Source organism: Saccharopolyspora sp. NFXS83 (genome assembly GCF_026241095.1).
GTDB lineage: Bacteria > Actinomycetota > Actinomycetes > Mycobacteriales > Pseudonocardiaceae > Saccharopolyspora_C.
Window position 1 is genome coordinate 1 of sequence record NZ_JAPFGB010000006.1, and the last position, 16,439, is coordinate 16,439.

At 71.4% G+C, this 16,439-nt stretch carries 18 protein-coding genes; 7 read left to right on the forward strand and 11 right to left on the reverse strand.

What is annotated here, in order from left to right; translation table 11 throughout:
• The 3 genes from OOZ19_RS08200 to OOZ19_RS08210 form a co-directional block, all read left to right on the forward strand.
• Positions 1-739: YncE family protein (locus tag OOZ19_RS08200; protein ID WP_266089427.1), on the forward strand; the 739-nt coding region annotated here is incomplete at its 5' end.
• Positions 736-1,008, forward strand: a complete 273-nt coding sequence (locus OOZ19_RS08205; RefSeq protein WP_266089428.1) for a DUF5703 family protein — start codon at positions 736-738, stop codon at positions 1,006-1,008. The genes OOZ19_RS08200 and OOZ19_RS08205, both read left to right, overlap by 4 nt.
• 116 nt (positions 1,009-1,124) lie before the next feature.
• Positions 1,125-1,274 (forward strand): Tn3 family transposase, encoded by a 150-nt coding sequence (locus OOZ19_RS08210; protein ID WP_266089429.1) that lies wholly within the window; start codon positions 1,125-1,127, stop codon positions 1,272-1,274.
• A gap of 75 nt (positions 1,275-1,349) precedes the next feature.
• On the opposite strand, the gene OOZ19_RS08215 is transcribed toward OOZ19_RS08210, so the two are convergent.
• Together OOZ19_RS08215 and OOZ19_RS08220 are read right to left on the reverse strand one after the other, a co-directional pair.
• Complete coding sequence (locus tag OOZ19_RS08215; RefSeq protein WP_266089430.1) at positions 1,350-2,231, reverse strand: SDR family NAD(P)-dependent oxidoreductase; 882 nt, start codon at positions 2,229-2,231, stop codon at positions 1,350-1,352.
• On the reverse strand, positions 2,228-2,701 hold the full coding sequence (locus OOZ19_RS08220) for a MarR family winged helix-turn-helix transcriptional regulator (protein ID WP_266089431.1): 474 nt from the start codon (positions 2,699-2,701) through the stop codon (positions 2,228-2,230). The genes OOZ19_RS08215 and OOZ19_RS08220 overlap by 4 nt, the downstream gene beginning before the upstream one ends.
• A gap of 379 nt (positions 2,702-3,080) precedes the next feature.
• On the opposite strand from OOZ19_RS08220, the gene OOZ19_RS08225 reads away from it, so the two are divergent.
• Entirely contained in the window at positions 3,081-3,242 is a 162-nt protein-coding gene (locus OOZ19_RS08225) for a hypothetical protein (RefSeq protein WP_266089432.1), read from the forward strand.
• A 203-nt stretch (positions 3,243-3,445) separates the two neighbouring features.
• Here the strand turns inward: OOZ19_RS08225 and OOZ19_RS08230 are convergent, their stop codons facing one another.
• Complete coding sequence (locus OOZ19_RS08230) at positions 3,446-4,165, reverse strand: TetR family transcriptional regulator (protein WP_266089433.1); 720 nt, start codon at positions 4,163-4,165, stop codon at positions 3,446-3,448.
• A 146-nt stretch (positions 4,166-4,311) separates the two neighbouring features.
• Between OOZ19_RS08230 and OOZ19_RS08235 the strand changes: the two genes are divergently transcribed.
• On the forward strand, positions 4,312-5,469 hold the full coding sequence (locus OOZ19_RS08235) for an acyl-CoA dehydrogenase (RefSeq protein ID WP_266089434.1): 1,158 nt from the start codon (positions 4,312-4,314) through the stop codon (positions 5,467-5,469).
• A 165-nt stretch (positions 5,470-5,634) separates the two neighbouring features.
• Positions 5,635-6,072, forward strand: a complete 438-nt coding sequence (locus OOZ19_RS08240) for a DoxX family protein (RefSeq protein WP_266089435.1) — start codon at positions 5,635-5,637, stop codon at positions 6,070-6,072.
• A 7-nt stretch (positions 6,073-6,079) separates the two neighbouring features.
• Here OOZ19_RS08240 and OOZ19_RS08245 read toward each other — a convergent pair whose 3' ends face one another.
• Positions 6,080-6,556, reverse strand: coding sequence for a YkvA family protein (locus tag OOZ19_RS08245; protein ID WP_266089436.1), 477 nt, complete (start codon positions 6,554-6,556; stop codon positions 6,080-6,082).
• Positions 6,557-6,714: 158 nt separating this feature from the next.
• Here OOZ19_RS08245 and murJ point away from each other — a divergent pair, with 158 nt between their 5' ends.
• The gene (gene murJ / locus OOZ19_RS08250) at positions 6,715-8,334 is read left to right on the forward strand and encodes a murein biosynthesis integral membrane protein MurJ (protein ID WP_266089437.1); all 1,620 of its coding nucleotides are present in this window, start codon (positions 6,715-6,717) and stop codon (positions 8,332-8,334) included.
• Here the strand turns inward: murJ and OOZ19_RS08255 are convergent, their stop codons facing one another.
• The 7 genes from OOZ19_RS08255 to OOZ19_RS08285 all read right to left on the reverse strand — a co-directional run bounded on the left by OOZ19_RS08255 (position 8,335) and on the right by OOZ19_RS08285 (position 16,430).
• Positions 8,335-9,060 carry a type 1 glutamine amidotransferase gene (locus OOZ19_RS08255; RefSeq protein ID WP_266089438.1) on the reverse strand — a complete coding sequence of 242 codons (726 nt, stop codon included), beginning with the start codon at positions 9,058-9,060 and terminating at the stop codon, positions 8,335-8,337. It lies immediately after the preceding gene.
• On the reverse strand, positions 9,057-10,478 hold the full coding sequence (locus OOZ19_RS08260) for a MurT ligase domain-containing protein (protein WP_266089439.1): 1,422 nt from the start codon (positions 10,476-10,478) through the stop codon (positions 9,057-9,059). Before OOZ19_RS08260 ends, OOZ19_RS08255 begins: the two co-directional genes overlap by 4 nt.
• A 56-nt stretch (positions 10,479-10,534) precedes the next feature.
• Positions 10,535-10,729 carry a hypothetical protein gene (locus tag OOZ19_RS08265; RefSeq protein WP_266089440.1) on the reverse strand — a complete coding sequence of 65 codons (195 nt, stop codon included), beginning with the start codon at positions 10,727-10,729 and terminating at the stop codon, positions 10,535-10,537.
• Between the two features lie 533 nt (positions 10,730-11,262).
• Complete coding sequence (locus OOZ19_RS08270; RefSeq protein ID WP_266089441.1) at positions 11,263-13,611, reverse strand: FtsX-like permease family protein; 2,349 nt, start codon at positions 13,609-13,611, stop codon at positions 11,263-11,265.
• Entirely contained in the window at positions 13,608-14,309 is a 702-nt protein-coding gene (locus OOZ19_RS08275) for an ABC transporter ATP-binding protein (RefSeq protein ID WP_266089442.1), read from the reverse strand. Before OOZ19_RS08275 ends, OOZ19_RS08270 begins: the two co-directional genes overlap by 4 nt.
• A gap of 298 nt (positions 14,310-14,607) precedes the next feature.
• The gene (nrfD, locus tag OOZ19_RS08280) at positions 14,608-15,534 is read right to left on the reverse strand and encodes an NrfD/PsrC family molybdoenzyme membrane anchor subunit (RefSeq protein ID WP_266089443.1); all 927 of its coding nucleotides are present in this window, start codon (positions 15,532-15,534) and stop codon (positions 14,608-14,610) included.
• Complete coding sequence (locus OOZ19_RS08285) at positions 15,534-16,430, reverse strand: 4Fe-4S dicluster domain-containing protein (RefSeq protein WP_266089444.1); 897 nt, start codon at positions 16,428-16,430, stop codon at positions 15,534-15,536. The genes nrfD and OOZ19_RS08285 overlap by 1 nt, the downstream gene beginning before the upstream one ends.
• Positions 16,431-16,439 lie beyond the last annotated feature (9 nt).

Here is a 16,439-nt window from a genome sequence, read left to right on the forward strand (position 1 = left end):
CTACGACACCCGCGACCTCAACCGCCCACCGCGCACCCTCGAACTGCCCGGCACCCCCACCACCCTGCGCACCACCCCCGACGGCCACCTGCTCGCGCCCCAGCCCGACGCCGACCTCGTCGCCCGCATCGACCCGGCCACCGCCACCGCCGAGCAACTCCGCTACCCCGGCGGCCCCCTCGACGCCACCACCGTCCCCGGCGGACTCGTCGTCGCCCTGCGCGCGGGCAACACCATCGCCCTGCCCAACGGCACCCGGGCCACCGGCTTCCAACGCCCCGCCGAACTGCTCACCCTCAACGGCGAAGTCCACGTCCTCGACACCCTCACCACCTCGCTGACCCCCATCGACATCACCACCGGCGACAAGCAACCCGCCCTGCGCGCGGGCACCGGCGCCACCCACACCACCGCCGACCGCTACGGCCGCGTCCTCACCATCGACACCCGAGGCCAAGAACTCCTCGCCTTCGACACCAAGCCGCTGATCATGAAACAGCGCTACCCCGTCCCCGGCGCCCCCTACGGCCTCGCCTACGACCCCGCCCGCGACCTCGCCTGGATCACCCTCACCGCGACCAACGAACTCGTCGGCTACGACATCGCGGGCGGCGAACCCCGCGAAGTGCACCGCATGCCCACCGTCGAACAACCCGACTCCGTGACCGTCGACCCCGCAACCGGGCACGTCTACGTCGCCTCGGCAACCGGGGCAGGACTACAGGTGGTGACGCCATGAGCGACGAACGGGACCCCGAAACCTCTTCCCTGCCCGCCCCCGCCACCCGCGGGGCGCGGGACGTCGGCTGGACCGACGACAAGTGGGAATACCGCCCGCTGCGGCTACCCCCCGGCATCACCCGGCCCAGCGCCGCCACCCAGCTGAGCATCCACGCCGAGTTCTCCGGCTGGGAGCTGTCCCGGGTGCTGCTCTACTCCGACGGCAGCCGCAAGATCTGGCTCCGCCGCAAGCGCAGCACCCCCGGCATCCCCGAACTGCTCACCTGACCCCTCGTGCAAGATCACCGGGACCTCCACCACGGAAAGGTGCGGGCGCGCACCCGCCTCGTCGATGATGCTCACCCCCGTGCGCTCGCCGGTCTGGATCCGGCGGTGCGGCCGGGATGACGAGAAGTGGCCGAACCCGGGACGGTGGGACGATCGACTGGGACCTGATAGCCCAGCACTACGACCAGATCGCGAAGAACACCACCGCTCTGCGCCCGGACACGGCCGAGGCCGAGCAGGTCCTGCGCCGGTTCACCCGGGGATGACCCCGGCACCCGACGTACCGGGCGGTCGAGGCGCCGGGCCGGGCGGTGCGCATCTCGTTCGTCTGCGACCACGCCCTACCTCATGAGGGGCTCCACCCCGAGGAGGGCCGCGGTTCTGGTGTAGACGGTCCGGGCGAGAGCGTCGTTCAGGGCCAGGCGCGAAGGGGTGTCCGGCTGGGACTCGCTGAAGAAACCGCCGCTGGGGCGCGGCGCGGGCGAAGCACCGGCAAGCCAGACCGGGGTCCGCACGCCTTCGTCCGGAGTGATCGCGAACGGACGGAACAGCGGAGCGGTCAGCCGCATCAGACCGCCGGCGTTGCTGTTCATCGCGGTGCCCTTGACCATGCCGGGATTGGCGTTGTAAACGCTCATGCCCGCAGGCAGGCGATGCGCGAGTCCTCGCGCGGCCAGGAGGCTGACGAGTTTGCTCGTCCCATAGACGTTGATCTGGTTGAAGAAGCGCTTGCTCCACGACGTTCCCGCGACATCCGGATCGGTGGCATCGAGCTTGCCGCGCTTTTCCACGAACGAGGACATGTTGATGATCCGCGCTTCGGGAGTCAGTGCTCCTTCGGCCAGGAGGGCGTGGGTGAGCAGGAACGGGGCGTGGTGGTTGAGCGCGTAGGTGCGTTCCACGCCGTCCGGTGTCTGCTCGTATCGGGGGAATGCCGCTCCCGCATTGTTGATGAGGACGCCCACCGGGTGTCCGTCGGCGGCCAGTTCCGCTGCCAGTGCCCGTACCTGCGACCACTGCCCCAGGTCAGCGGTGTACGTCCTCGGCGGTGCCGCGTCACTGCCCGCAGGGACGAGACCGCGCAGGCTGTCGGCGGCAGCCCGGGTGCGCGGCGCGTCCCGGCCGACGAGGACGACGCTCTGACCGGCCTTGACCAGATGGCGTGCCGTCACCAGGCCCAGACCTGAGGCTCCGCCCGTGATGACCGCGGTCCCGCTGCTCATTGCTGCTCCTTCTTCACGGCGCCCTCGACGCCGGCGGCCTCACCCGTCGGGCGGGGGCCGTCGACCACTTCGCGAAGAAGCGCGTGCAGGCGCAGCCTGCTTTCGCGGTCGAGCAGGGCGAACGGTGAGTTCTCGGTGGTGTGCCGGATGACGCGATCGCGCAGCGCGCATCCCTCGGAGGTCAGCTGGATGACTTTCGCGCGGCGGTCGACGGGGTGGGGGACACGGCGGACCAGGCCGCGCTTCTCCAGCCGGTCGATCATCGACGTGGCGGTCGAGGCGTCGCACTGCAGGAGGTCGCCCAGACGGCCCGCGGTCATCTCGCGCCCGCGACTCAGCCGCCACAGCACATCGGTTTGAGCGTCGGTCAGCCCCGTTTCCCGGGCCAGCTCCTTGAGTTCGGCATGCACCTGGGTGCGGATCGCGAACAGGCAGTCGTAAAGCTCTTCGGTCAGCTGCCGATCATCCATGAACACACGGTACATGGAAAACCCAATCATTGGACAATCCATGCACTGCGTCTTCTCGGTGCGACGGACCGGCCCGCCCTGGCGCTCCCGGATGCAGCGACCCGACCCTGGAAACGACCCTTTCCCGGAACGAGCCCAAGAACGAGTGGCACGAGCGGTCCGGATCGCCGCTCCACCGAAGGCGCCCCGGCTGGCAAAGCCCTGCACGCAGCCACTCCGGCGCTGCACGTCCGCTCGCCGCAGCTACACGAGAACAGGTCGGGTCGAGGTCCATTCCGGTGCACTGAAGGTATCGACGGCGTGGCGGGAGTGCGATCTACACCACTCCCCAGGACCATCGGCCGTACCCTCCCGACACCCGAAGTACTAGGAGCAGACAGTGGAACCCGCCGAGCGAGACCGGGCCGACGCCCTCGACTCCCCCAGCGGGAGCGTGCACACCCTCATGCCGGAAGCCGCCATCCCCGCGCAGCACCGGCAGCCGTGGCCCTGCGACCTCGAAGAAGCCGACGAGAGCCACCTGATCCGCGGCTACGACTGAGCGCCGCGCGGCCTCGAAGGCGGTGCTGAAACGGCCCACGACCGCCGAGCCCGCATCGCTCGGCGGCCCGCTCCCCGTCTGAGCTTCGTCGCGTTGTTTCGTTCCGCTGAATTCGATTCAGCGAGCACTGAACAAACGGATCCGATGAAGTTCATGCGGCATGCCAGAGCGGAGGCGATTTATGACACTAAGTGCCGCTACTGTCAGGCCTCGGGCAGGTCCCGGAGCGCCTCCTCCAGCTGCTTGAGGACCGCCGCGGCCGGCGCCCCGGTGCGCACGACGCCGACGACGACGTCATCACCCGCGCCCTCCCAGGCCGAGGACAAACCGGTGCGGACGACCGCCAATGCCCCGCGCAGCCGGGTGCGCGCGTCGAGCTCCGCCCCGCTCTTGAGCCATTCCCGCAGCACCTGGTTGTGCGCGGCCACGATCGCCGCCGCGGCCACCGCCGCCCGCAGCGCCCCGTCCTCCTCGTCCGCGTAGCGACCCCGCAGGTAGCGGGCGAACGCCCGCTGGTAGCCGTCGGTGCTGGCGATCTCCTTGTCCCGCAACGACGACACCTGCCGGGTGAGCGCGAAGCGCTGCAGCGACACCTCGGGCTCGGCGAGGTAGGTGTCCAGCACCTCCTCGGCGGCCCGGCTCACCAACAGCAGCGGCTCCCCGTCGCCGGCGGCGCCCTCCAGGAACTCCGCGACGTCGGCGAGCCGCTCCTCGTGATCACCGAAGACGGCGTCCTCCTTGGACCGGAAGTACCGGAAGAAGGTGCGCCTGCCGACGCCCGCCGCCTCGGCGATCTGATCCACCGTGGTCGCCTCGAACCCGTTCGCCGCGAACAGGTCCAGCGCCGCCAGCGACACCGTCCCGCGAATCCGGCGACGGCCCTGCGGAGTGCGACCGGCTCGCGGTCTCGGCTGCTCGGACATGGCCGAAATATACCCACCCTGATTGTAGGTGGCACTGCGTGCCGTTAGGATTCCGGCGAACGAGGATGCGGCGGGGCAGCAGCCCACGCACCCGGATCCGGCGATCACCACGACCCCAGCGGCACGCTGGAGACGGGAGGCAAGCGGTGAACCCGAACTTCGAGACCTACCGGCTGGCCGACGAGCACGACGCCCTGCGCGAAGCGGTGCGCGCACTCGCCGAGAAGGAGATCGCGCCGCACGCCGCCGACGTCGACGAGCAGGAGCGCTACCCCCAGGAAGCGCTCGACGCCCTGGTCAAGGCCGGTTTCGCCGCCGTGCACGTGCCCGAGGCCTACGGCGGCGAGGGCGCCGACTCCATCGCCACCTGCATCGTCATCGAGGAAGTCGCCCGCGTCTGCGCCTCGTCCTCGCTGATCCCCGCGGTGAACAAGCTCGGCACCATGCCGATCATCCTGTCCGGCTCCGAGGACCTGAAGAAGAAGGTCCTCGGCGACCTGGCCGCGGGCAACGCCACCGCCTCCTACGCGCTGTCCGAGCGCGAAGCCGGCTCCGACGCGGGCTCCATGAAGACCCGCGCCCACCGCGACGGCGACAACTGGGTGCTCAACGGCAGCAAGTGCTGGATCACCAACGGCGGCGTGTCCAGCTGGTACACCGTCATGGCCGTGACCGACCCCGACAAGGGCGCCAACGGCATCAGCGCGTTCGTCGTGCACAAGGACGACCCGGGCTTCGTGGTCGGCCCGAAGGAGAAGAAGCTCGGCATCAAGGGCTCGCCCACCGTGGAGCTCTACTTCGAGGACTGCACCATCCCCGGCGACCGCATCATCGGTGAGCCCGGCACCGGCTTCAAGACCGCGCTGCGCACCCTCGACCACACCCGTCCCACCATCGGCGCCCAGGCCATCGGCATCGCCCAGGGCGCGCTGGACGCGGCGATCGACTACGTCAAGGAGCGCAAGCAGTTCGGCAAGTCCATCAGCGACTTCCAGGGCGTGCAGTTCATGCTCGCCGACATGGCGATGAAGATCGAAGCCGCCCGGCACATGGTCTACATCTCCGCGGCCCGCGCCGAGCGCGGTGAAGGCAACCTCGGGTTCATCTCCGCCGCGGCGAAGTGCTTCGCCTCCGACGTGGCCATGGAGGTCACCACCGACGCCGTGCAGCTGTTCGGCGGCGCCGGCTACACCCGCGACTTCCCTGTCGAGCGCATGATGCGCGACGCCAAGATCACCCAGATCTACGAGGGCACCAACCAGATCCAGCGCATGGTGATGGCGCGGGCGCTGCTCAAGGGCTGATCCCGCGAGGCGATCCGAGCACTCCCGAACCTGTGGCCCCCGGCGACGCCGGGGGCCACAGGCGTGTCGGGACCTGGAATGCCCGCCGCCGAGGTCGCCCGCACACTGAACTTCCCAGACACCTCTCCGACGCCGCACCAGCGCCGCGACATCCGGGGGAGCTCCATGGACATCGCACGAGACCTGTTCGCCTTCATCGCCCGGCTCGCCATCGGCATCGTGCTCATCGCCCACGGCGTGCAGAAGTTCTTCGGACTCGGCATGCCGATGATCAGCGAAGCTTTCGGGCGGCTGGGCATCCCGCTGCCCACGATCGCCGCCTGGTTCACCGTGCTCGTCGAGATCGTCGGCGGAACGCTGCTCGTCCTCGGCCTGCTGCTGCCGATCGTCGGAGTGCTCGTCGCGCTGCTCATGGCAGGCGCGGCCTGGTTCGTGCACCTGCCCCACGGGCTGTTCAGCCCCAACGGCTACGAACTGGTGCTGGTCATCGGAGTCGCCGCGCTCGCCCTCGGGTTCAACGGCGGGCGCTGGTCGATCGACCACGGAGTGCTGAGCCGCTTCACCGGCCGCCGCCGGCCGAGCGCGGCGGGCGACGGGCGCTGACCGGGAGTCAGTCCTCCTCCGAACCGCCGACCGCGCGCTGCCGGGCGATCTGGTTGCCCGCCTCCGCGTAGAGGCTCGTCACCAGCCAGGCACCGACGCCGATGTCATCGGTGATCCCCACCAGCGGCAGCAGATCCGGGATCACGTCGATCGGCCAGATCAAGTACAGCACCCCGGCCAGCCACAGCACCGTCTGATACCGCGGCACCGCCGCCTCCCCGCCGCGCCACGGCGCCGCGATCATCGACGGGATCGCGCGCAGCCGCTGAACCGGCCCACCGGTGCCGGGCGCCGACGTCGCGACCCGGCGGGCCGCCCGCAGCGGAGCGAGCCTGCGGCGCACCCGCGCCACCACTCCGGCCACCAGGACCCCGATCCCGGCCGCGATCAGGCCACCGGGCAGCAGCCACCACTGCCCGCTCCAATCCCCGACCCCGAGCGCGATCAAGCCCGCCAGCACGAGCACTCCACCCACGGCGATCATGGCGCACACCTCTCCGCCGCACCGACGATCGTGCGGACGGCCACCAGCCTGTCACGAACCGGCACCGGCGCTCACCCGCCCGGTGAACCGGGACGCGAGCCTTCCTGATCCGTGCCACAGTCGCCGAGGGCACGGATCAGGGGACGGTTGGGGGCACCGTGGTCGAACAGGCCGAATCAGCACGCCGGCCACCGTCGCTGGCACGGGCGGGCGGCACGATGGCCATCGCCACCATCGTCAGCCGCATCACCGGCCTGGCCGCGAAGGTCGTGCTGGTCGCCGTCCTCGGGCTCGGCATGGTCAACGACTCCTACACGGTCGCCAACACCTTGCCGACCGTGGTCAACGAACTCCTGCTCGGCGGCGTGCTCACCAGCGTCGCCGTCCCGCTTCTCGTGCGGGCGCAGCAGCGCGGGGAACGCGACGGCGAGTCCTACGCGCAGTGGCTGATCACCACGGGTGGGGTGCTGATGGCAGCCGCCACCGTCCTGGCCGTGGCCGCCGCCCCCCTGCTCACCGCCCTCTACCTCGGCGCGGACACCCGCGCGAACACGGCGCTGACCACCGCGTTCGCCTACCTGCTGCTGCCCGCGATCCTCTTCTACGGCCTCTCCGCGCTGCTGTCGGCGGTGCTCAACGCGCGGCACGTGTTCGGACCGCCCGCCTGGGCACCGGTGCTCAACAACGTGGTCGTGCTCGCCACCGCGGGAGTGTTCGTGCTGCTTCCCGGCACGATCTCGCTCGACCCGGTGCGCATGGGCGAGCCGAAGCTGCTGGTGCTCGGCATCGGCACCGCGCTCGGCATCGTCGCGCAGAGCCTCGTGGTGGCCGTCGCGTTGCGCCGCACCGGGTTCCGGTACCGCTGGCGGTGGGGCTGGGACCACCGGCTCGGCGAGTTCGCCTCCCTCGCGGGATGGGTCGTGCTCTACACCCTGATCAGCCAGCTCGGCATGATCGTCACCACCAGGGTCGGCGCGCAGGGCACCGAAGGCAGCGTCGCCACCTTCACCTACGCCTGGCTGCTGTCCCAGGTGCCCTACGGGGTGCTCGGCGTGTCCCTGCTGACCGCTCTCATGCCGCGCATCAGCCGTTCCGCCACCGACCCGGACTCCCGCGAGTTCGTCTCCGACCTCTCCCTGGGCACCCGGATGAGCGCGGTGCTGCTGCTGCCGATCAGCGCGCTCATGCTGGTCGCGGGCGGCTCGCTCGGCATCGCGTTCTTCTCGCTGGGCAACAACGGCATCGCCGCCGCCGACCGCCTGGGCGCCACCATCGGCGTGTGCGCGCTGGGCATCGTGCCGTTCGCGATCACCATGCTGCAGCTGCGCGCCTTCTACGCGATGAAGGACGCCCGCACCCCCACCATCATCAACCTGATCATGGTCGGCTTCCGCACCGCGCTGTGCTACCTGTTCCTCGCGACCACGGACCCGCAGGACCTCGTGGTGGGCGTCGCGCTGGCCATGTCGCTGAGCTTCGTGGTCGGCGCCCTCGTCGGGCAGTTCTGGCTGAGCGCGCGGGTCGGCGGCATCCGCACCCGCCGCACCGGGCTCAGCATCCTGCGCGCGCTCGCCGTCACCGCCGTGGCCTGCTGCTGCGCCGTCGCCGCCGACGCCGCCATCAGCGCCGCGCTCGGCACCACCGGAGTGATCGCCGGTGCCTGGCTCACGCTCGTCGTCGACGGCGTCGTCGTGCTCGCCGTCAGCTTCGGGGGCCTGCTGCTGGTCAAAGCCCCGGAGATGGAACCCGTGCGGGCCGCCCTGCAGCGCCGCCGCTGATCACTTCGGGTTGCGGGCGCGCATCCTGCTGCGTTCGACGCGCAGCGCGGCGAGCTCCTCAGGCTCGGCGATGGGCTGCAGCGGAGCCCCCACCGCCCAGCCCAGCAGCAGGTCCGCCAGCGCCGGATTGCGCGCCAGGATCGGGCCGTGCAGGTAGGTGCACACGACGTGCCCGCGCACCACGCCCTCCGCGCGTTCGGGCCCGTTGCCGATCCCGCGGGTGACCCGCCCCAACGGCATCGACCCCGCCCCCAACCGGGTCCGGCCCAGGTGGTTCTCGAAGCCGGTGAGCATGCCGACCCCGGCGAGCAAGCAGTCCGTCGTCACCTCGCCGATCGCCCGCTCCCCCGCTGGTTCGGTGACCGCGTCGACCAGCCCGAGCCCCTCGTGACGCACTCCGTCGCCCGTGGTGAACTCCGTGCCCAGCACTTGGAGGCCACCGCAGATCCCCAGCACCGGTGCACCGCGGGCCGCGGCGCGCTGCAGGCCCGGCGACCGGGACAGCACCCGCATCGCCGCGGTCTGCGCCACGTCCTCACCGCCGCCGAGCAGGTACACGTCGCAGGAATCGGGCACCGCCGCGGAGGAGGACAGCACGGTGACCGTCTCGGACGGGATGCCCCGCCAGTGCAGCCGCCGCTCCAGCACCAGCATGTTCCCGCGATCCCCGTAGGTGCCCAGCAGGTCCGGCAGCACCAGCGCGATCCGCACGCCCTCGGCGCTCATCGGGCCACGCTCCGGCTCAGCAGGTCGCGGAACGCGGTGTAGTTCGCGACCACGTCCGGTTCCAGCCCGCTGCGGACCAGCGCGTCCTGCGCGGTGGCGGCCACCTCGCAGGACACCCCCGCGTACCGCAACCGCACCGCCAGATCCAATCCCCGGTCCCCCGTCACCAGCACCGACCGCCCCCGCAGCGCCTCGAAGTCCACGTCCCACAACCACGACACGTCGTAGCCGTCGGCTTCCCTGCTGTTCACCGCCAGGATCAGCGGGCGGTCGTGCCCGGAGACGAGGTCGAGCATCTCCAGCCAGCTCGCCGGGTTCTTCGCCAGCAGCAACCGCACCACCCGGTCGTCGAGCAGCACCGTCGAGTAGCGCCCGCTGGCTTGGCGGAGGTCCGCGACGCGGCGCAGCACCTCAGCTGGATCGCAGCCGAGCTCGACCGCCGCCGCCACGGCGAACGTGGCGTTGATCCGGTTCACGTGCCCGGGAAGCGCCAGGTTCAGCTCGTGTTCCGCGCCGTCCGGCCCGATCACGCCCGTCTCGGTGACCGTCCAGTCGGCCTCCGGGCGCGTCAGTCCGCACTCGCAGCGCCAGGGCCCGTCGAGGTCGGTGATGAACGCTCCGCAGCGCGGGCAGTTCAGCGCGTCGTGCATCCACCGCGCACCGCCGGACACCCAGGTCACCGACGGGTGCCCGGCGCCGATCGAGACGATGTTCGGGTCGTCGCGGTTGGCCACCACGCGCGTCTGCGGTGCCCGTTCCAGCGCGGTGCGCAGGCTGCGCTGCACGGTGCGGATCTCGCCGACCCGGTCCATCTGGTCCCTGCTGAGGTTGAGCAGCAGGATCACCGAGGGGGCGAACTCCGCGGTGACCTGGGCGAGGTGCAGCTCGTCGACCTCCAGCGCGGCGAACGGCGCCGAGAGGTCCGTCATCAGCGCCGCCACGTGCCCGTCGAGCATGTTGGCGCCGGTGACGTTGCTGGTGGCCGCTCCGCGGCTGCGCAACGCATCCGCGACGAGCGCGGTCGTGGTGGTCTTGCCGTTGGTCCCGGTGATCATGACGATCCGGCGGCCGGCGGCGAGCCTGGCGAGCAGTCCGGGTTGCAGGCTCAGCGCGAGCCTGCCGCCGATCATGCCGCCGCTGCCCAGGCGCAACCGCCGCGACATGCTCGCCACGACCCGCCCGGCACCGAGCGCCAACGACGTCCGCAGCGGACTGCCTGGTGCCGGCGGCGACGGATGCGGTGGGGCGATCACTCGCCACGGCGCGATCGGTTCGGTCGACGTGGACGGGTCGGGTGACGTCGGCGGGCTGTCGGCTTCGCGAGGCCGCGGGGTCGTCACTCCGCCCGCAGTGGCCCGTTCGCCGTCGGCCTCGCCCTGCTCCGTCGTCCGATCGCCGTCCCTTCTGGTTCCGGTCATTCGTCACTCCCCCTTGACGAACAGCGGTGGTGCGGTGGCCGGTCGCCGGCTTCACCTCACTGCCGCGGGACCAGGGGGTCGGCCAGGTCCGACCTGCTCACCACCCTCGCCCGCCGCTTCGACAGTGTGGCCCGCCGTCGGCGATACAGCGCGACGAATCCGAGCAGGCCACCGGCGGTCAAGGTCACCGCGCCGACCTCCCCGTGCGTGCTCAGCGCCTCGGCCAACACCACCTGATGCGCGGAGGACATGACTGCGAAGCACCTCCTTCCCCGGGTCGGCTGAGTTCGATGCCAGGTGACCCCCCATCGTCCGAGTCCGGCGGTCACGGACCGGGTCGGACATGCCGGGGCGTCACCCGGCCGAGCTGCGCGTTCCGGTCGTCCGTGGTGATCGCGGGCGGCTGCGCTCATCCGGCGATCAGGAGTCGAACCTCACTAGGCTCGAAGTCGCGTCCGGTGCCGAGACCACCGGACGCGGTGCCCGCGGCGTGGATGCGACCGAGTCCGCCGGTGCTTCCTCCGAGGCCCTTCCGGGAGTTCTGCGATGGCCCAGTACCTGGTGCTGTTCCTGTTGGGCGCGGTGGCGCTGGCAGGCGTCTGGTGGACGGTGTGGGACGTCCGATCCGACCTGCGCCGCAGGCGGCTGAAGTAGGGCCCCCTCCGCGCTCGCAGCGAGTTCTTTCGTTGTGTTTGCAGGGCGTTAATTTCATTCGACACTGAATGAATCGTGACTGTAGAGAAATTACGGCGAGCTCGGTGGCGGGGAAGACGCCTGTGGAGGGCTACTCCGTGTGGAGGCCTTCAGAACTCATGGCGCGGGACAACGCGGGAGCGGTCAGCGCGGTCACGACCAGCACGGACACCGCGGCGAAGCTCAGCACCACGCCCATCCCCGCCAGGTCGAACACCGGGTAGTTCTCGAACAGCGTCACGATGAGCAACGTCCCCAGCCCCAGCCCGATCGGCACCGCGAGCACCGCCGTGAGCAGCATCGGCACCGCGTTCTGCAGGAACGCCGACCACACGAGGGTGCTGCGCCGCGCGCCGACCGCCCCGAGCACCGCCATCGGCCGGGTCCGCTCCTGGATCTGCTCGATCGCGGTGACCAGCAGGCTGCAGCCGATGAGGGAGAAGGTCACCAGCGCCCCGAGCAGCAACGCGTACTTGACCGCGCGGACCTGCTGCACGGTGTCTTCCCGGTTCTGGACGTCGGAGGTGGAGAAGACCGAGCCGCTGCTCAGGTTCGCGGCCACCACGTTGCGCACCGATTCCAGCAGCTCCGGTGAGACCGCCTCATCGACCTCGACGTCCATCCACACCGAGCGCATCTCCATCGGGATGCCGGTGGCCGCGCCGGGCGTCAGGACCAGCTCCGAGTTCTGCAGCTCGTCGGTGATCACCTCGATGTCCTGCACCGGCGGGATCACCCAGGCCACCGTGCCGGCGCCGTTGGCGTTGGAGCCGCGGCCCGAGATCTCCCACAGCTGGCCCTCCCGCATCGGCGGATCAGCCGGAGCTTCGGCGTCGGTCTCCCCCCGCCCGTCCTCGGTGCGGTAGGCGGTCCCGTCCGCGCAGCCCCCGACCTGGGCCGACCTGGTGATCGTGTCGCAGTCCACGATCATCACGGAACGCGACGCGTCGTCCGATCCTCTCGACAGGCTCGCGGAGTGCCCGCCGTGCGCGGCCCGCACGCCGGGCAGGGACCTGATCTCGGCGAGGGAGGCCGTGAGCCCGTCCCGGCCGCTCAGATCCTCGCTGGCCGACACGTTGATCCCAGGTTCCCGCACCGTCGCGCGGTCGTCGTACATCGCCGCCTCAATCGAGGCCACCAAGGTCTGAAGGCCGATCACGCCGGTGAGCACCACGGCGATGGCGCTCACCGAACGGGCGGCGGTGCCGCTGGTGAAGTGCAGCCTGCGCAGCGCGAGCTGCCACGCCACCGGTCCTCCGCGCGACAGGCGGGCCAGTGCGTCCACGGTCCACGGCAGCAGCAGCGGGACGGACACGAGGACAAGCGTGATCGAACCGATCAGCACGTACGCGAACAGGCCGTCCTGGCTCCACCGCACCGCAGCGGTCAGGACGATTCCCGCCACGCCGAGGACCAGCGGCACGCACCGCACCCACAGCCGCCGACGCGCCGGCATGCCGTGGCGGACCCAGCGCAGCGGGTCCCGGACCGCTCCGCGCAGCGACGACAACGCGATGATCACCGTCATCGCCGGTACCCCGGCGGTGATCAAGATGGCGAGCCACCACACCGGAGCGAAGTCGGCGACGGCGACCAGGTCCGCGACGACCTCCAGGTTCCCGGCGACCGCACGACAGGTCAAGAACATCGCCCATCCCGCGACGACCCCGGCGAGCGCCCCTACGAGGCTTTCCCCCGACGCGATCCGGCGCACCTGCCGAGCACCGGCACCCACCAACCGGAGGGCGGCGAGCCGCCGCTGCCGGGCGGCTTCCGCGAGGCGGGCCGTGCTCACCACGAACACGATCACCGGCAGCAGCAGGACGCAGATACCCATCAGCCACATCAGCCAGGCGTCCTGCGAGATGGTGCGGGTGTTGCTGTTCTCCCCGAAGCGCTCGTCGACGCGGTAAGTGGCGTTCCACTCGGTCAGGTCGGCGGTGCCCGCGTAGTAGTACAGCTCGCCGGGAGCCAGCAGGCCCGCGTCGCCGATGTGGCCGACGATGCGTCCGTCCAGCCGCTGCCGCAGCAGTTCGGAATCGGGTTGGGCGAGCAGCTCCCCGAGGGCCGGGGACACCACCAGCTCGCCGGGCCCGGGTAAGCGGTGCAGCCCCGCGGGCACCGGTGCGTCCGGCCGCTGCGCCTGCACCCGCATGCCTCGGATGCGCTCGTCGCGGAACGAGGTCGACCCGTCCGCGCCCAGCACCGCGGCGGGGATCTCAGTGGTCGCGCTGCTGGTGGACTGCATCTCGCGTCCAACGGACCGGGCGTTCCTGCCGTCGAGCCACGTCGGCAGCGCCGCGCTCGCCAGCAGGACGGCGACGCCGACGCCGACGCCGACGGTCATCAGCGCGAGGCGCCCCCAGGGGGTGTGGCGATCGCCGATGGCGAGCCGGACTCCGAGCACGAGGTCGGTGGCCCAGGTGCGCAGCCTGCTCATCGTGCGGTCTCCTCCAGCAGCGTCCGGCCATCGCGGATCACGACCTCCCGGTCGGCGTAGGAGGCGACGCTCGGTTCGTGGGTCACCAGGACCACGGCGCTGCCCGATTCGGCGGCGGTCTCCGCGAGCAGCCGCATCACCTGCTCGCCCCCGACGGAGTCGAGCGCGCCCGTCGGCTCGTCGGCGAAGATCACCGCTGGGTCGGCCACCAAGGCGCGGGCCAGCGCGGCGCGCTGGCCCTGCCCGCCGGAGATCTCGCCGGGGCGCTTGTCGGATTGTCCGGCCACGTCGAGCTTCTCCGCCCATTCGCGGGCGCGGGCCTCCGCCTTGCGGCGGGCGACGCCGTTGAGCCGCAGCGGCAGCGCGATGTTCTCCAGCACGCTCAGTTCGGGGACGAGCTGGCCGAACTGGAAGACGAAGCCGAATTCGCTGCGCCGCAGCGCGCTGCGCTCGTCGTCGGTCATCGCGGTGACGTCCCGGCCGCGGAAGCGGACCGTGCCCGACTCGGGGGCGACCACTCCGGCCAGGCAGTGCAGCAACGTCGACTTCCCGGAGCCGGACGAGCCGACGACGGCGACGACCTCACCCGCGTCGATCGCGAGCTGGGCTCCGCGCAGCGCTGGGGTGGGCCCGAAAGAGCAGACCAGGTCGGTGCCGGTGAGCATCGATTCGGTCCCGGACCTCGACGCGGCGGTCATGATGATTCTCCTCGTGCGAACTGACGTGTCGGGCCTGCCGCCGATCGAGGACGCTCATGTCCGGCGCGCGGTCGAGTGGGCAGGCCACGCGGGACGCCTCACGCTACGACGGTGTCCACAACGCCACGGCAGGCACCGGGTAGCGAGAGGGTTTTCCCTTGACGGTGAGCGATCCGGATACCGCTCGGCCAGGGCCGGCGGTCTCGGGACCAGGCGTGGCCGGTCAACGAGCTCCGGCCGATCAAGCATGGGCGAACCCTACACGGCGGGCCGGTGCGGTCCGGGCGGTTTCGGAAGATCACCCGGACTCGGTGCGGGAGAGCCGGTCCCGCTGCGGGACGACCGTGTACTTCGGGTCCCGCGCCGAGACGCGGCCGGCTTCGAAGATGCCGTAGCGGGTGGCGGCCCCGGCGACTCCCAGGCACAGTCCCGCGACCGCCGCGACCCGCCGGTCCCGGCCCGCCACCGCGGTCGCCGCCGCTCCCGCGAAGGTCAACGCCTTCGCCGCCCGCAGCACCTTGCCCGGCGTGCCCGTGCGGTAGGCCTCGGCGACGAGCCCGAGGTCGCGGAGCATGAGTTCCTCCGCGCCCAGTTCCAGCGCCGCACCCGCGACCGCCATGCGCCGCGCGGGGCCCGCTTCGCCGACGGGGACGCTCAGCAGCGCGATGCCGCCCGCGGTGGACACGGCGCTGCCCGCGAACACGAACGGCAGTTCCCGATGCACCTCGTGCCAGCCGGGCACGGCGGTGTCGGCGAGCAGCACCGCCGTGTAGGTCGTCATCGCGGGCGCGACCAGACCCGAGACCAGCCCGCTGAGCCTGCCGAGCCCGGGCAGCAGCCCGGTGACCTCGCTGGCGGCGGCGGCAGCGGCCACCCCGGAGAACGGCGCGAGGATCCAGGAGCCGACGCTCAGCGGCGAGGTCGGTTTGAACACCCGCAGCATGTGCAGGAACCGGGCGGGCCTGCCCAGGTCGTGGATGAGCGCGACGACGCTGGCCCCCGCTCCGGTCGCCGCGGCCAGCCGCCCGGCCGCGCGGAGCCGAGGCCGCCCCGTCAGGTCGGCCAGCGCCGCCATGGTGGCGGAGGCTCCGGCCAGGCCGCCGAGGAACAGGTAGGCGGGGACGTCCGGCACCTTCCACGTCGGGGTCTTGATGATCTGGCGGCCGTAGTACGAGCGGAACTCGGCGTCCGGGACGATCGATTCGCCGCCGCGGCGCCTGCCCATCACCGGCGCCTTCCGACGAAGCAGGCCGCGATGACGGCCGCAGCAGCACCGGCGGCGGCCCCGGCGTGGCGCCACATCGACGGCAGGTCCCGGGTGGTCACCACCGGGTCCGGCGGCAGGCCGTACACCTCGGGTTCGTCGAGCAGCAGGAAGAAGGCGCCATCTCCCCCGACGCCGTCCTCCGGTTCGTGTCCGTAGAGCCGCGCGCCGGTCTCGCCGCGTTCGTGCAGCTCGTCGACGCGCAGCGCGGCGCGTTCGCGGAGCTCGTCGAGCGGCCCGAACTGGATGGACTCGGTCGGGCACGCCGTGGCGCAGGCCGGGGCGAGTCCGGCGCCGAGCCGGTCCTGGCACATCGTGCACTTGAACGCGCCGCCGTCGCCGGGCCGGATGTCGATCACCCCGTAGGGGCAGGCGGGCACGCAGTAGCCGCAACCGTTGCAGATGTCGTCCTGGACGAACACGGTGCCGTGCTCGGTGCGGATCAACGCACCGGTCGGGCAGACGTCGAGGCAGGCGGCGTGGGTGCAGTGCTTGCACACGTCCGACGACATCAGCCACCGCACGCCGCCTGCCTCGTGCGCGGCGTCCTCGCCGGGCGGTGCCATGCCGGGCAGGCCGAGGTCGGTGGTGGTCACCTCCTGCTCGACGAACGCCACGTGCCGCCAGGTGCTCGCGCCGAGGTCCCCGGTGTTGTCGTAGGACATGCCGGTGAGCTCCAGGCCGTCCTCGGGCAGCAGGTTCCACTCCTTGCACGCGACCTCGCACGCCTTGCAGCCGATGCACACGCTGGTGTCGGTGAAGAATCCGACGCGCTCGGGGTGGTCGGCGTACCCGGCGTCGGCGGCGGGGTCGGCCAGCGGGCCGCTGAGGCGGTGCTGCTCGGTCCGGTCGGCCACGCGTCGCTC

What these genes read in the sequence shown, in the direction of transcription:
- OOZ19_RS08205 (WP_266089428.1), top strand. Translation starts at nt 736, where the DNA reads ATGAGCGACGAACGGGACCCCGAAACCTCTTCCCTGCCCGCCCCCGCC.
- OOZ19_RS08210 (WP_266089429.1), top strand. Translation starts at nt 1,125, where the DNA reads ATGACGAGAAGTGGCCGAACCCGGGACGGTGGGACGATCGACTGGGAC.
- OOZ19_RS08215 (WP_266089430.1), bottom strand. Translation starts at nt 2,231, where the DNA reads ATGAGCAGCGGGACCGCGGTCATCACGGGCGGAGCCTCAGGTCTGGGC.
- OOZ19_RS08220 (WP_266089431.1), bottom strand. Translation starts at nt 2,701, where the DNA reads ATGGATGATCGGCAGCTGACCGAAGAGCTTTACGACTGCCTGTTCGCG.
- OOZ19_RS08230 (WP_266089433.1), bottom strand. Translation starts at nt 4,165, where the DNA reads ATGTCCGAGCAGCCGAGACCGCGAGCCGGTCGCACTCCGCAGGGCCGT.
- OOZ19_RS08240 (WP_266089435.1), top strand. Translation starts at nt 5,635, where the DNA reads ATGGACATCGCACGAGACCTGTTCGCCTTCATCGCCCGGCTCGCCATC.
- OOZ19_RS08245 (WP_266089436.1), bottom strand. Translation starts at nt 6,556, where the DNA reads ATGATCGCCGTGGGTGGAGTGCTCGTGCTGGCGGGCTTGATCGCGCTC.
- OOZ19_RS08255 (WP_266089438.1), bottom strand. Translation starts at nt 9,060, where the DNA reads ATGAGCGCCGAGGGCGTGCGGATCGCGCTGGTGCTGCCGGACCTGCTG.
- OOZ19_RS08260 (WP_266089439.1), bottom strand. Translation starts at nt 10,478, where the DNA reads ATGACCGGAACCAGAAGGGACGGCGATCGGACGACGGAGCAGGGCGAG.
- OOZ19_RS08265 (WP_266089440.1), bottom strand. Translation starts at nt 10,729, where the DNA reads ATGTCCTCCGCGCATCAGGTGGTGTTGGCCGAGGCGCTGAGCACGCAC.
- OOZ19_RS08270 (WP_266089441.1), bottom strand. Translation starts at nt 13,611, where the DNA reads ATGAGCAGGCTGCGCACCTGGGCCACCGACCTCGTGCTCGGAGTCCGG.
- OOZ19_RS08275 (WP_266089442.1), bottom strand. Translation starts at nt 14,309, where the DNA reads ATGACCGCCGCGTCGAGGTCCGGGACCGAATCGATGCTCACCGGCACC.
- nrfD (WP_266089443.1), bottom strand. Translation starts at nt 15,534, where the DNA reads ATGGGCAGGCGCCGCGGCGGCGAATCGATCGTCCCGGACGCCGAGTTC.